General features: G+C 53.2%; 11 protein-coding genes and 1 other RNA gene. 10 read left to right on the top strand and 2 right to left on the bottom strand.

What is annotated here, in order from left to right; all coding sequences use genetic code 11:
* Positions 1-167 precede the first annotated feature (167 nt).
* The 9 genes from glyQ to rnpB all read left to right on the top strand — a co-directional run bounded on the left by glyQ (position 168) and on the right by rnpB (position 10,155).
* A complete protein-coding gene (gene glyQ / locus MKX70_RS13810) occupies positions 168-1,055 on the top strand; it encodes a glycine--tRNA ligase subunit alpha (RefSeq protein ID WP_042238562.1) in 888 nt (295 codons plus the stop codon).
* Complete coding sequence (gene glyS, locus MKX70_RS13815; protein ID WP_042238561.1) at positions 1,048-3,129, top strand: glycine--tRNA ligase subunit beta; 2,082 nt, start codon at positions 1,048-1,050, stop codon at positions 3,127-3,129. Before glyQ ends, glyS begins: the two co-directional genes overlap by 8 nt.
* 178 nt (positions 3,130-3,307) lie before the next feature.
* Positions 3,308-3,781: a YaiI/YqxD family protein gene (locus MKX70_RS13820; protein WP_039304144.1), complete on the top strand. Its 474-nt coding sequence runs from the start codon at positions 3,308-3,310 to the stop codon at positions 3,779-3,781.
* Between the two features lie 24 nt (positions 3,782-3,805).
* Positions 3,806-5,641: a DNA primase gene (gene dnaG, locus MKX70_RS13825; RefSeq protein ID WP_231637709.1), complete on the top strand. Its 1,836-nt coding sequence runs from the start codon at positions 3,806-3,808 to the stop codon at positions 5,639-5,641.
* A gap of 40 nt (positions 5,642-5,681) precedes the next feature.
* Positions 5,682-6,815, top strand: a complete 1,134-nt coding sequence (gene rpoD, locus MKX70_RS13830; RefSeq protein WP_039304147.1) for an RNA polymerase sigma factor RpoD — start codon at positions 5,682-5,684, stop codon at positions 6,813-6,815.
* Between the two features lie 159 nt (positions 6,816-6,974).
* Positions 6,975-7,799, top strand: a complete 825-nt coding sequence (locus MKX70_RS13835; RefSeq protein ID WP_042238560.1) for a hypothetical protein — start codon at positions 6,975-6,977, stop codon at positions 7,797-7,799.
* A gap of 5 nt (positions 7,800-7,804) precedes the next feature.
* Entirely contained in the window at positions 7,805-8,575 is a 771-nt protein-coding gene (locus MKX70_RS13840; RefSeq protein ID WP_042243205.1) for a tRNA (adenine(22)-N(1))-methyltransferase, read from the top strand.
* Positions 8,551-9,666 (top strand): Nif3-like dinuclear metal center hexameric protein, encoded by a 1,116-nt coding sequence (locus tag MKX70_RS13845; RefSeq protein WP_042238559.1) that lies wholly within the window; start codon positions 8,551-8,553, stop codon positions 9,664-9,666. Before MKX70_RS13840 ends, MKX70_RS13845 begins: the two co-directional genes overlap by 25 nt.
* Before the next feature lie 72 nt (positions 9,667-9,738).
* Positions 9,739-10,155: RNase P RNA component class A (gene rnpB / locus MKX70_RS13850), an RNA gene on the top strand.
* A 115-nt stretch (positions 10,156-10,270) separates the two neighbouring features.
* Here rnpB and MKX70_RS13855 read toward each other — a convergent pair.
* Positions 10,271-11,485 (bottom strand): aminotransferase-like domain-containing protein, encoded by a 1,215-nt coding sequence (locus MKX70_RS13855; RefSeq protein ID WP_042238558.1) that lies wholly within the window; start codon positions 11,483-11,485, stop codon positions 10,271-10,273.
* A 96-nt stretch (positions 11,486-11,581) separates the two neighbouring features.
* Between MKX70_RS13855 and pdxR the strand changes: the two genes are divergently transcribed.
* Positions 11,582-13,024, top strand: coding sequence for a MocR-like pyridoxine biosynthesis transcription factor PdxR (gene pdxR / locus MKX70_RS13860; protein ID WP_042238557.1), 1,443 nt, complete (start codon positions 11,582-11,584; stop codon positions 13,022-13,024).
* A gap of 36 nt (positions 13,025-13,060) precedes the next feature.
* Here the strand turns inward: pdxR and MKX70_RS13865 are convergent, their stop codons facing one another.
* Positions 13,061-14,938, bottom strand: a complete 1,878-nt coding sequence (locus MKX70_RS13865; protein WP_340783560.1) for a S8 family peptidase — start codon at positions 14,936-14,938, stop codon at positions 13,061-13,063.
* Positions 14,939-15,042 lie beyond the last annotated feature (104 nt).

Genomic DNA, 15,042 nt, shown 5'->3' on the forward strand with positions numbered 1-15,042 from the left:
GCATGGGGGCGGGAGCTTTTTTGACTTGCGGCGGACTTATGAAGGATATACTCTCCATAATCTGCTACAGGGATACATAAAGCTGATGCCGCCTCCATCGCGCAGCAGCAAGAGCCAGTCATAAGTAAAGAGGCAGTACACACTTGTAAAGCGAAGGAGTCGGTAGTATGAACTTTCAGCAGATGATTCTGACCCTGCAGCAGTTCTGGGCAGCCCAGAACTGTATTCTCGTCCAACCGTACGATACGGAAAAAGGGGCGGGCACGATGAATCCCATGACCTTTTTGCGGTCACTCGGTCCGGAGCCCTGGAAGGTCGCTTATGTCGAGCCTTCACGCCGTCCGTCAGACGGCCGTTACGGGGAGAACCCGAACCGCTTGTACCAGCATCACCAGTTCCAGGTCATCATCAAGCCGTCCCCGGACAATATTCAGGAGCTGTATCTGGATAGCTTGAAGGCACTGGGCGTAGATCCCCTGCTGCATGACGTGCGGTTTGTCGAAGACAACTGGGAGAATCCTTCTCTGGGCTGTGCGGGCCTCGGCTGGGAAGTGTGGCTGGACGGAATGGAAATCACGCAATTTACCTACTTCCAGCAGGTAGGCGGAATTGAAGCCAGCCCGGTAGCGGTTGAGATTACTTACGGTATGGAGCGTCTTGCCTCCTACATTCAGGATAAGGAAAATGTATTCGACCTGGAATGGGTAGACGGAATGACTTACGGTGATGTGTTCCATCAGCCGGAGGTGGAGCATTCCACGTATACTTTTGAAGTTTCGGATGTCAAAATGCTGTTCACCCTGTTCAACACCTACGAAGAGGAAGCGCGCAGAGCGATGGACAACCATTTGGTTTTCCCCGCCTATGACTATGTGCTGAAATGCTCGCATACCTTCAACCTTCTGGATGCGCGCGGAGCGATCAGTGTAACCGAACGTACGGGTTTCATCACAAGAGTGCGCAATCTTGCCCGCACCGTAGCGGCAACATATCTGGAGGAACGCGAGAAGCTCGGCTTCCCGCTGCTGAAGAAAGAAGGTGCTGACCTTGTCTAAAGACATTTTGTTCGAGATCGGTCTCGAGGAAATACCGGCCCGCTTCATCCGCGCCGCCATGGAACAGTTGAAGGATAGAACAGCCAAGTGGCTCGAAGCCTCGCGGATTAGCCACAATGGCGTTACCGCATATGCAACACCGCGCCGTCTTGCTGTACTGGTGAAGGATGCTGCTGAGCGGCAGGAAGATGTGAGTGAAGAAGTCAAAGGCCCGTCCCGCAAAATCGCAGTGGACGCAAGCGGTGAGTGGAGCAAGGCGGCACTTGGTTTTGCCCGCAGCCAAGGCGTAGCACCGGAGCAATTTACGTTCAAGGAACTGGCCGGCGTAGAATATATCTATGTAACCAAGAGCAGTACCGGAATCGAAACGGCCTCCCTGCTCTCTGAAGGGCTAACAGGTATTGTCAGTGCAATGACTTTCCCGAAAAATATGCGCTGGGGTGCTTATGATTTCAAATTTGTCCGTCCGATCCGCTGGATGGTCGCGCTCTTCGGCCAGGAGATTATTGACCTTACGATTACCGGAGTCAAAGCCGGCAACGTGAGCCGCGGCCACCGTTTCCTGGGCGAGGAAGCTATGATTGCTGAGCCTGCCGGGTACGTGGAAGCTCTGCGCAGCCAGCATGTGCTGGTAGATGTGAAGGAACGCGAAGAGCTGATTCTGAGCGGAATCAATAAGCTCGCAGAAGAGAACAGCTGGAAGATTGCGATCAAGGAAGATCTGCTCGAAGAGGTATTGTTCCTGGTAGAAACACCGACCGTCCTGTTCGGAACATTCGACCCAGCTTTCCTGAATATTCCACAGGATGTACTGATCACTTCCATGCGCGAGCATCAGCGTTACTTCCCGGTGTTCGGGGAGGGCGGCAAGCTTCTTCCGTTCTTCGTAACTGTCCGTAACGGGAATGCCGTATCGCTGGATGTAATCGCCAAGGGTAACGAGAAGGTGCTGCGTGCCCGGCTTCAGGATGCCAAGTTCTTTTATGAAGAGGATCAGAAGCTGCAGATTAACGATGCGCTGGCCAAGCTCGAGAATATCGTGTATCACGAAGAACTGGGCAGCGTAGGGGATAAAGTACGCCGTATCCGCGCGATTGCCGACCGCCTGGCAGTGAAGCTTGCGCTGCCGGCAAGTGCTGCCGCTGAAGTCAGCCGGACAGCGGATATCTGCAAATTCGACCTGGTAACGCAAATGGTGGGTGAATTCCCTGAGTTGCAAGGTACAATGGGTGAAGATTATGCCCGCAAGGCCGGTGAAGCTGATAATGTATCTAAAGGGATCTTCGAGCACTATCAGCCGCGTTTTGCAGGGGATGCCGTTCCTTCAACGGAGGCAGGTCTGGTAGTCAGCCTTGCCGATAAAATCGATACAATTGTAGGCTGTTTCTCGATCGGGATCATCCCGACCGGTTCCCAGGACCCTTATGCGCTGCGCCGGCAGGCGGCAGGAATTGTACAGATGGTGCTGGAGCATCAGCTCAGCCTCAGTTTGCAGGAAATTTTTGCTGCAGCGCTGGAAGTTCATGAAAGTTTACGTTCAGAGAAACATTTCACCCCTGAGCTGCGTATAAACCTTTACGAGTTCTTTGGTCTGCGCGTCAAACGCCTATTATCCGACAACAATGTCCGCTATGATGTTGTGGATGCAGCTACTGCTGCCGGTTTCGATGATATCGTTGATGTGGTAGGCAGAAGTCTTGCGCTTATGAATGCAGTAACAGACGTAGCTGATTTCAAAATCACTGTGGATTCCCTGACCCGCGTCAGCAATCTGGCGGCCAAAGCAGCCGAGGGAACGGTAATCGCCCCTTCTCTGCTCAAAGAAGAAGCCGAACAGAAGCTGTATCAGACTTGGCAGAGTATTCATGATCCTTACCGCGAAGCTCTGGCTGCCTTGCATGCCGCAGAAGCACTGCAGATTCTGTCGGGGCTGAAGGATGCCGTTACCGGATTCTTCGATTCCGTTATGGTTATGGCTGAAGACGAGGCGGTTCGCGCTAACCGTCTGGCACTCTTGTCTGCGATTAACGTAGATTCCAGATTATTTGCCGATTTCGGCAAGCTGGTGTGGTAATCAAGGGTTGAAATTCAATTATTGTTTGTAACTTATGGTATAGATCGAGGGTTTAGGGTATAAATATACGGAACGGTGCCAATGTGTAAGTTGACACTCGTTCCGTATTTATGCTTTACAAAGAAGGATTTCTGCCAAGCGGAGCGTATATATATTACACGGGAATTTGGTGAGAATCATGGTAAGGTCCCAGGAAAGAAAGATCGTCGTTGATGGGGATGCTTGTCCGGTCAAACAGGAGATTAATACCGTGGCCCGCAGCTTTGGCATACCGGTGCTGATGGTTTCTTCTTACGACCATGTGCTCAAAGCTGAAGAAGGTGTCACGGTTGTCCAGGTGGACCGCGGAGCTGACAGTGCCGATTTGTATATCGCCAATCATATTTCTGCGGGAGATGTCGTAATTACGCAGGATTATGGACTTGCGGCGCTGGCGCTGGGCAAACGCTGCAGGGTGCTCTCGAACCGGGGGCAGGAGTATGAGGATTCCAAAATGGATTTTATGCTGGAGGGCAGGCATGCCCGGGCGGTAGAGCGCAGGCGCGGCCACTATTCCAAGGGTCCAAAAGCGATTACCGCAGAGGAAAAAATTTATTTTCAACATAAACTGACAAAACTTTTAACTTTTTTGCAGGAGAATGTACAGCTATAGCGAATTATATTTATTTGTTAAGAGATGAAGGTGGCTAATGTGGCTAGCGGACACGGTAATATTCCGGAAGAGGTTATCGAAAGCGTGCTGGCGCGGCATGATATTGTCGATACAGTCGGTAAGGTTGTCCATTTGTCCAAGCAGGGGAAATATTTATGGGGCCTCTGCCCGTTCCATTCGGAGAAATCCCCTTCCTTCACCGTCACCCCTGACCGGGGAGTATTTCATTGCTTTGGCTGCGGTATGGGTGGAAATGCCATCAAGTTCAGGATGGAGATCGAAGGATTATCCTTTCCCGAAGCAGTCAGAATAATGGCGGAAGAAAGTGATATACCCGTGCCCGAGGGCAGAGGTGGAGCGCTCGCTCCACCCGATCCAGAGCGGGATCGGCTGATTCAGGCGTATGATTTATCGGCGAAGTATTATCATTATCTGCTGAAGAACACGGAATACGGCACAGCCGCCATGGATTATTTAAGAACCCGGGGGTTCAGCGATAAAATGATTGACCAGTTTCAAATTGGCTATGCGCCGGACCGTTGGGATACACTGCTGCAGTTTCTGGAGAAACGGAGCTTTGATCTCGCCGAAATGGAGAAGGGCGGACTGCTGTCTGCCCGGGGGGAAGGCAAGGGTTATCTGGACCGTTTCCGCGGCCGGGTCATTTTTCCGATTGCTAACCGCATGGGCAAGACCATCGCCTTTGCCGGAAGAATATTCGGTGAAGGGCAGCCGAAATATCTGAATTCCCCAGAGAGCCGGTTATTCAACAAAAGCCGGATCCTGTACAATTTGCACCAGGCCAAAGCATCCATCCGCAAAACGCGGCAAATCGTCCTGTTCGAGGGATACGGTGATGTCATTTCGGCTTGGGATGCAGGTGTGCATAACGGGGTGGCAACCATGGGTACATCGCTCACCGAGGGCCATGTGGCGCTGATGAAAAGCCTGGGGGATGAGATAGTTCTCTCCTATGACGGAGATAAGGCGGGACAAGCTGCCGCACTCAAGGCCATTCCGCTGCTCGAAGAAAGCGGGCTGAGAGTTAAGGTTGCGCTGCTCCCGAGCGGCCTGGACCCCGATGAATTCATCAACCGGCATGGCGGGGACAGATTCAGGGAGCAGGTGATTGACTCCGCCGTATCCTCCATAAAATTTAAGCTTATATATCTGAAAAAAAACCATATACTCCTAGAGGAAGACGGCAAAATTGCCTATGTCAAGGAGGCTCTGGAGATTATTGCCGGACTCCATTCTTCGACGGAGCGTGAGGTATATCTGAGGGAAATCGCCTCCGAGCTGGAGCTGTCCTATGACAGCTTGAAGCAGGATTGCAATTTACTTCGGGCGTCCATGCAAAAAAACATTCCCGAAGGGGATAATAACGACAAAAGGTGGAATAATGGTAGGCATAAAAAAGGGCAGGTGCAGACACCTACGCTGCTGCCTGCTTACCATGTTGCGGAACGGCGCCTTTTATCACTGATGATTCAAGATCCGGAGGCGGCGGCCTATGTGGGCGAACGCCTCGGGGAAGAGTTCAATATTGATGATCATGCGGCAATTGCTGCTTATCTATATGCCTATTATGCGCAAGGCAAACCACCCGGCATCAGCCGGTTTCTATCATCGCTTCAGGATGACCGTCTGGAGAAGACTGCTACGGCGATCTCCATGATGGATACCCCTCCGGACTGGAATACCCAGGTTCTGGACGATTGCATTCGTGAAGTGCAGAAGTATCCTCTGCAGCGCAAAATCGAACCCAAGCGTGAAGAGATGATTCAGGCGGAAAAATCCGGTGACTTTTTGCGTGCAGCACAAATAGCAAGTGAAATTTTAGCCCTAGAGAGACAATGAGACATTGACAGGATGTACCTAGGGAGGAGGGAGTCGAATTATGGCGAACGATCAGCATACTGAACTGGAAGCGGAATTTACTCTGGATCAGGTTAAGGATCAGCTTATTGATCATGGTAAGAAAAGATCATCACTCAACTACAAAGATATTATGGAGAAATTATCGCCGTTTGATCAAGACCCCGAGCAGATGGAGGAATTCTACGAGCAGCTGAGCGATCTGGGGATCGAAGTTGTCAATGAGAATGATGAAGAGGTCAACAGCCTCCGGCCCAGTGAGGATAATGAGGACAAAGACAGTGATGATTTCAGCTTCGACGACGATCTGTCGCTGCCTCCGGGCATCAAGATCAACGACCCCGTCCGGATGTATCTGAAGGAAATCGGGCGTGTTCCGCTGTTATCGGCTGACGATGAAGTGGAACTGGCAATGAGAATCAAGAATGGTGACGAGGAAGCGAAGCGGAGACTTGCAGAAGCAAACCTGCGTCTCGTAGTCAGTATCGCCAAACGTTATGTCGGACGCGGCATGCTGTTCCTGGATTTGATTCAGGAAGGCAACATGGGTCTGATCAAGGCCGTTGAGAAATTTGACCACAATAAAGGCTTCAAATTCAGTACCTATGCAACCTGGTGGATTCGTCAGGCGATTACCCGCGCGATTGCCGACCAGGCACGGACGATCCGTATTCCCGTGCACATGGTGGAGACCATCAACAAATTAATCCGGGTTTCCCGCCAATTGCTGCAGGAACTGGGACGTGAGCCTTCGCCGGAAGAGATTGCGGCTGAGATGGAACTGACCGTAGAGAAGGTTCGGGAAATCATGAAGATTGCCCAGGAGCCGGTATCACTGGAAACACCAATCGGTGAGGAAGATGATTCGCATCTGGGAGATTTCATTGAGGATCAGGAGGCGCTTGCGCCTGCGGATGCAGCGGCATATGAGCTGCTGAAGGAACAGCTGGAGGATGTGCTGGACACGCTCACCGAGCGTGAAGAGAATGTACTTCGCCTGCGCTTCGGACTGGATGACGGACGGACGAGAACGCTTGAAGAAGTGGGTAAGGTGTTCGGCGTTACCCGCGAGCGTATCCGCCAGATTGAAGCCAAAGCACTGCGCAAGCTGCGTCACCCGAGCCGCAGTAAGCGGTTGAAGGATTTCCTCGAATAGACGTATAGGGCCGGACCTTCTGCTGCACGGTGGCAGGAGGTCCTTTGTGTATATTCTGGGTCCCCGCAAAGTACCTGAGTCATCATCGAAGCTAAAGCCCCACTTTGCGGGGAGTTTTGTAACAGGCCGGAGGCAAGATCTGGAAAGAGGGATGAGCCGTTGAATTTGGAGAAACGTGACACTATTTTAAGAGAAATTCAGTACTGGAGAAGAAGCAAGCTGCTGCCGGAGCAATATTGTGATTTCCTGACCAACCTGTATGATGATCAAGCAGAAATTAAGGATAGCAATCCGGTGTCGCTGCGGAATCTCCAGCAGGGAAGCATCAAAATATGGCTGTTTGGTTTTGGAATAATTTCCTTGATTTTCTTGATTAGTCTTTATTTTAGCGTTTTTCCCTGGCCTTTGCAACTTGCCACGGCGCTCTGTGTATTAATTGTTTGTTATGGCTATTCGGCTATTTATCTGGACCGTAACAAGATGATTAGTCTGGTACTGGCGGGAATCGGCAGCGTGTTAACCCTTGGGTTCGGGTTGTGGCTAATTGCACTGCATGATCTGGATCCCGATTTTTGGAGACCTTTGCTGATTGCAGCCTGCGGTCTCCTATGGTGTGTACTTGGATTCTTTCTGCGTATCGGACTCCTTCATTTTTGCGGTTTTGCTTTTTGGGCGCTGCTGTATGCCGGATTCTTTGGCCAGGCGAGGCCGGATGCTTCCATTCTCATGCTGGAGCTGCTCTGGCTTCCGCTCTGTGTGCTGATGATCTGGCTAAGCTGGCTTTTGTATCATCGGGTTAGCGGGGTCTCAGGTGTATACCTGGGCGTCGGCGCTTCACTCTGGCTGATGCCGGAAATCGATGCGCTATGGCTCAGATCGGGATTCCCGGAATGGACTTCGCTTGTATTAATACTGAAGATCGCTGTTGGCTTAGCGCTGCTGTTCATCTTCAGAAAAAAATGGATAACGTGGGTGGCCTCATGAACAATATAAAATTATCAGACCGGCTTCAGCTTCTGCTGGAGCAGGTACCGGAAGGAAGCAGGCTTGCCGATATCGGTTCGGATCATGCCTTGCTCCCTGTAGCCGCAGTGGAGAGCGGGCGTGTGCCTTCGGCAATTGCGGGGGAAGTAAACCTGGGACCGTATGAAGCAGCAGGCAGAGGCGTAGCTGAAGCTGGCCTCAGCCGGAAGATTGCCGTGCGGCGCGGGGACGGGTTGGAGGTGCTGGAGCCGGGAGAAGCAGACTGCATCACGATTGCCGGTATGGGCGGATCGCTAATCGCCGCTATTCTTGATCGCGGTCAGAAGCAGGGGAAGCTGGCCGGGGTGAAGACACTTGCGCTGCAGCCGAATGTGGGCGAGGATATTCTGCGCCGCTGGTTGCTTGGTAACGGCTGGGTGCTGATCTCGGAGCATATTTTGGAGGAAGACGGCAAAACTTATGAGATCCTGACAGCGGTCCCTGAAGGCAGTGAAGCTGGCCGGACGAATGAACAGCTATACCGGGAACAAGCGCTCGCCGGCGGCGGGGTGGTCCTTGATCAGTCCCTGCTCCTGCAGATGGGGCCTTGGCTGCTGCAAGCGCCGAATGAAGTGTTCACGGCGAAGTGGCGGGGGGAAATCTCCAAGCTGGAAGGAATTCTGGCCTCACTGTCGCGTTCTGAGCAGGAGGCGGCAGAAGAGAAGCGCAGCAAGATCAATGCACAAATCAAGCGGATAGCGGAGGTGCTGGAATGTTTGCCAAAGGACAGACTGTAATTGGATATATGGAGCAGCTTGCCCCGAAGCATCTGGCGGAGGAATGGGATAATGTCGGGCTTCAGCTGGGCAGCCTGCAGAAGGAGATTATCGGCGTACTGGTGGCACTGGATGTCAATGACAGTGTCGTGGACGAAGCGATTGCCCAAGGCTGTAATCTGATTATCGCCCATCACGCGATTATTTTCCGGCCGGTCAAAGGCATTCTCACAGACACTCCCATGGGCCGGCTGTATGAGAAGCTGATCAAAAACGACATTGCCGTCTATATCAGCCATACCAATCTGGATGTGGCGGAAGGCGGAATGAACGACTGGATGGCGGAAGCGCTGGGTATTGAGAACGGTGCACCGATCAAGGATATTCATACGGAGCAATTGTCCAAGCTCGTTGTTTTTGTGCCGAAGGATCACCATCAGAAGGTGCTGGATGCGATTCTGAATGCCGGTGCGGGCTGGATCGGCAATTATAGCCATTGCAGCTTCAACATCGAAGGTTATGGCACCTTCATTCCTCAGGAGGGAACAGACCCTTATATCGGCAAGCAAGGCAAGCTGGAACGGGCTGAAGAGATCCGCATTGAGACCATTGTGCCGCATCCGATCCGCAATAAGGTTGTGCAGGCTATGCTGAAGGCTCATCCGTATGAAGAGGTGGCTTATGATCTCTATTCCATGGACCTCAAGGGACGCAGCCTCGGCCTTGGAAGAGTGGGTAAGCTTAAGGAGCCAACTACGCTGGGAGAGTTCGTGGAGACCGTGAAGAGCGGTCTGGATGTTGACCATGTGCGTGTCGTTGGTGATTTGAACCGGCCTATCCGCAAGGCAGCTGTTATGGGCGGGTCCGGTGCCAAGTATTACAGCAGTGCCATCTTCAAAGGAGCGGATGTGCTGGTGACTGGTGATATCGATTACCATACGGCGCAGGATGCACACCTGGCAGGCATCGCACTGATTGACCCGGGGCATAATGCAGAGAAGATCATGAAGGAGAAAGTTGCGGAGTTTCTTACCGGCAAGCTGACAGAGCATAAGTGCAGTACTGTGGTGTATGCCTCCAAGCTGGACACCGAGCCTTTCAATTTCCTCTAAGCGGCTGTAATTGAAATTATTAACACTTGTGTCCGCTGGTGCAAGTCTGTATAATATACAATGTTGTTCCGGAAAGTTTGACAGACAATCGCCGGTGTGCGTGAGAACGCCGCGGGAGGAAAGTCCGGGCTCCATAAGGCAGGATGCTGGATAACGTCCAGTCGGCGCGAGCCGAAGGATAGTGCCACAGAAATGGACCGCCGATGGCTGCTTTCGGGCAGCACAGGCAAGGATGGAACCGAGGTGTAAGAGACCCCGAGGAACGCTGGTGACTTCGTTCCTGGTAAACCCCATCTGGAGCAAGACCTAATGAGACGCAGCATCTTCCCTAACCGGGAGAAGCAGCCTTCGCCTGAGGCGTGTCTAGGTTGGTCGCTGGAGCTGTGCAGTAATGTATGGCCTAGATAGATGATTGTCGCTTATGGTGGGAGGGTAGTTCCCGTTTGAACCACAACGAGCACAGAACCCGGCTTACGGCAAACTTTCCTAACTGACAACGAATAAGCACTGTGCGGTAACTCAATACACTTACAGACATTAAGACGGCGGCCTCCTCAGGGGGCCGCCTTTTGTATATAGTTATAGGTAACTTTCGGAGCAATGGCTACATAGGAAGCAGACGTTCCTCATACCGGGACATGGCTACTTCCAGCCGCTGCACCGCAAGGGGCAGCAGCTCCGGCCGCGTATGGGTGAAGTTGAGGCGCATCGCATTCTTCAGCGGCCCGGCGGAGTAGAATACCTCGCCGGGAACGAAGGCGACGCCCTGCTCTACGGCAAGCGGCAGCAGCTCAGCAGTATTAATGCGGCCGGACAGGGTCAGCCATAGGAACATGCCGCCGCGCGGCTCAAGGAAGCTGGCCCCCTCCCAGTTCCGTGAGGAGAGCTCGGCCGAGAGCAGCTTCATCCGTGACTGATATTCACGGGAGATCAGGCGGATATGTTCTTCTAGGTCAAACCTCTGCAGAAGTTCATGCAGGGCGCGCTGATCAATGGCGCTGGAATGCAGATCAGCAGCCTGCTTGGCTTTAGCGATGATGCGGATCAGCTCTGAAGGGCCGATGATCCAGCCTGTGCGCAGCCCTGGTGCCACGATTTTGGAGAAGGTGCCTGTATAGACCACACAGGAACTACCATCCAGATTTCTGTCGATGGAGGCAAGTGTGGGCGGATAAGCTCCAGGAATTTCATCGAAGGTAATCTCCCCGTACGGATTGTCTTCCAATATCAGCACGCCGTATTTCCGGCATAGCCCTACAACCTGTTCGCGGCGTTCTTTGCTCCAGGTCGCACCTGAAGGATTGTTGAACGTAGGGACGGCATACAGGAGCTTAGGCCGGTGCTTACGGAGCTGTTCTTCGAGATGCTCAGGCAGCATACCTTGTTCATCGCTGTCCACCACGCGGATGTCTGCGCGGTAAGTTCCCAGCACCTGCAGGGCAGCCAGATAAGTAGGAGCTTCCACCAGTACGGCATCACCCGGATCAATAAGTATTCTGCAGAGCAGATCTATAGCCTGCTGGGAACCGGTGGTGAGGAGCATTTCCTGTGCGGACACCGGAATGCCCTGCTGTCCCAATCTTGCAGCGACCGCTTCACGCAGCGGAAGGTATCCCTCGGTTAAGCCGTATTGCAGCGCTGAAACATCACTGGCGAGTACACGGTTATAGGCATCGCGGACAGCCTCTACAGGGAACAGCTCCTCAGCAGGCAAGCCGCCCGCCAGCGAGATAATATCTTTGCCCTGCGTAATTTTGAGAATGTCACGGACAGCTGAGGACCCCAGGTGATTCGTCATCTCAGCATAATTAATCTTCATGGTTCATGCTCCCCGCTAATCTGAATTTTGTTGTATCATAACGGTATAGCAGTATAACAGTAAAGCGCTAAATATAACAGTCAAGGGGGAAACGGGATGCGTATTGATTTACTCCGCAGCGGCACTAAATCTCTGCCACAGCAGATCAGTGAGACCATAGCCCAGCGGATCACTTCCGGACTGCTCCAGCCGGGGAGTAAGCTGCCCTCCGTAAGAGGTCTGGCCTCCTCCTTGAAGGTAAGCCAGGTAACCGTCAGCAAGGCTTATGCTGATCTGGAAACCCGCGGTCATATTATCTGCAGCCAGGGCAAAGGCTGTTATGTAGCGGAGCGGCAGCGGAATGTGCCCGATACTTCAGCCGGATGGCAGGACGCTTATGACGACTACCTGCCGCGGGCACAGCTGTGGCGCAACTTCAATTATTCGGAAGTGCAGTATCCCTTCCATCTGGCAGCGATACACAGCAGCCTCCTTCCGCTTGAACCGATTGGTGCCACTATGGCGGCTCTGGTACAAGAAGAGCCAGAGCTGATGGCCTCCTACGGGAATTTCCAGGGCGATCAGGAGCTGCGGGAGGTGATGCGCAGGCATCTGCAGAGCCGGGGCATAGCGATTGGGTCCAATGACTTAATGATTACCAGCGGTTCACAGCAGGGAATCGATCTGGTGGCCCGGACCTTCGTCGGTCCCGGGGATACCGTATATCTGGAGGCGCCTAGCTATACGGGTGCCATTGATGTTTTTGCCGGACGGGGGGCAGAGATGATCTTCGTTCCGATGGATGAGCAAGGGATGCGGGTGGACCGGCTTACTGCAATGTGTGACCGCAGACCGCCGAAGCTCATCTATACGAACCCTACCTTTCAGAATCCCAGCGGCGCTACGATGAGCATAACAAGAAGACAGCGGCTGCTGGAGCTTGCCCGCAGTTACCGCTGTCTCATTGTGGAGGATGATCCGTTCAGTGATCTGTATTTCCATCAGCCGCCTCCGCCGTCGATCAAATCGATGGATGGCGCCGGGCATGTAGTCTATATGAAGAGCTTCAGCAAAGTGCTCGCGCCCGGATGCCGGATCGCCTGCGTTGCCGCTGAAGGCAATATCCTGTCCAGGCTGATTGCCGCCAAGTCGTCGAGTGACCTGGGCAGTCCGCTGCTGACCCAGCGGGCAGTATTGCCGTTCATCGACCGCAGGTATGAGGCCTACGCGGCGAAGCTGCGGACCGCCCTGCGCCTTCGCAAGGAAGCGGCGGCGATGCTTCTGAAGCAGTATGCCCCGGCCGGAGTCAGCTGGACGCTGCCTGAGGGCGGCCTGAACTTATGGCTGCAGCTGCCCGAATCCCCCGGGATAGACAAGCTGCATGCGCTGGCTGATCAGGAAGGGATATCCTTCCTGCCCGGAGATGTCTGCTATGCCGGAGACACGCCTTCCCGCCATATCCGGCTCTGTTATTCGCAGCTTACGCAAGAAGACATGGAGCGCGGGCTCAGACAGTTCCTGCGCCTGCTGGACCGGCATCTGCGTTCAATCCGCCAATAAGCCTCACGCGTCTGGCCGGGCGGACAAGCGTGTAACTCATTGCATAGATTTCAGCTGTTTACCGACATTCTGAGGGAATAACTGCAGGGGAACTTGGCCTCCGCCGGCAGCCTGAAGGGTCTGGTAGATATCTACCTGACCCCAGCCAAAGTATTTATCATGTCCGGCATCACCCAGATCCACCGCATTTGAGGTCAGTAGCTCGGTTACTTCCTTATTGGTCAGCCCGGGGTTCAGCGAGCGTACCAGCCCGGCGAGCGCTGCCACATGGGGGCTGGCCATCGAGGTACCGGATAATGCCGCATACTGATTATCAGGATAGGTGCTGGCGATACTTTCCCCGGGGGCGGCCACATCGATATAATCCCCGTAATTGGAGAAAGACGCTCTCTCTCCGGTGGAATTGGTTGCGGCCACGGCAATTACCTCCTCATAGGCCGCCGGGTAGCCCGGCCGCTCGGTATTGTCATTGCCGGAAGCGGAGACAATGACAACGTCGCGGTCATAGGCATATTTAATGGCATCATGCAGGAACTGGGAGTCGGCATAATTGCCCAGGCTGAGATTAATCACTTTGGCGCCATGGTCGGCAGCCCAGATAATGCCTTCGGCAACAGAATAAGTGGTGCCAGCCCCGGAGTTGTCGAGCGCTTTTACCGGAAGGATCTTGTTATACCAGCTGATGCCGGCCACACCTTCCTCATTATTGGTCAACGCTCCGATGATGCCTGAGACATGCGTGCCGTGCCCGACATCATCATCCGGCGCTCCACCGTTAGTTATCGCATTATATCCGGCCAGCAGCTGGCCCTGCAGATCGGGATGGTCCGCCTGAACTCCGGTATCCACCACGGCTACAACGACTTCCTTGCTGCCTTTGGACAGATTCCAGCCCAATTCTGTTTCAATGGCCGGCAGATTCCACTGATAGGTGGAGAAGAGCAGATCATTAGGCGTTATAACATTGGCACCTGTATTTTCGCTCACTGTATCATTGGTTAAATACATATAGTGAGGCTCGGAGTATTGCGGGTGCCATTTATAAGCGAAGTAGGTTTTGAGCTGGGAATAGTTCATCTTCTCTGAGCGGAAAATATAGGCATACCCCAGCTTACGCGGCTCCTTGCACTGAATATCTGCGGCAATGGTCTGAAGCTGGCCTGCTGTAGGATGCCCGTTAGGGAAGCGGACGACGATCTCGTTCTCGTAGTAATGGCTGGCATTCTCATTGTCATGGCCTGTCTTGACAGTGAGATCCTGCAGCGTATCGGCATGAACGGATTCTACGCGGTACTTGCCTTCCTTAGGGTAAGGGATCAGACGGAGATTCTTCAGCTGGTGCTGGGCTACCCGGTCAAGAATCTTCTGATTGATCAGGGCAATGACGCCGAGCTGGCCCTCCTGGTCACGCTGTGCCACGAAATAATATTTCTTGCTGCCGATTACAAAAGACGGGGACTCATAGGCTTGATGCCCCTTGATGGCCGACTTGGCTGTGTTCAGGTATTTGAGCAGCTGCTTGTTCTCCTGGTCCGTTCCTTCCGGAAGAGAGGATTTATAGGTAGTTGTCTTCTGCGTGCGGAAATCAATCAGCATCAGCATGGTGATATGACCGTGTCCCTGCTGTAAGTTCCTGGCATATGCTGAGATATCCTCAGGCGAAGCGCCGTGGGTATCCGATAGCATAGTTCTAAGATGTTTGCTTACATCCACGCGGTTCAGGCGGTCAGTAGCACTCACATCCTGTACCAGGGCTGTTTTCTTGATGATTTTCTCCTGAGAGGGATTCGGCACAGAGGCTTGTCTGAGGGTACTGCTTATGGCGCTGTCTTCCGGCCGCAGGGCAAAAGTAAGCAGCACCACCGTCAGCGCAGCAGTGACCAGACCGGCGACGGTTAAGTTTTTTCGTGACATGGTTTCCGCTCCTTCCTGGCATTGTAATACCTGTTAGGTTTAGAAGAGAGGGCTGGTTTTATGCATCGGAGAAAAGGATACCGCCGTACAGGGTTTTATGTTAA

The organism is Paenibacillus sp. FSL R7-0312, from assembly GCF_038004445.1.
GTDB lineage: Bacteria > Bacillota > Bacilli > Paenibacillales > Paenibacillaceae > Paenibacillus_AQ.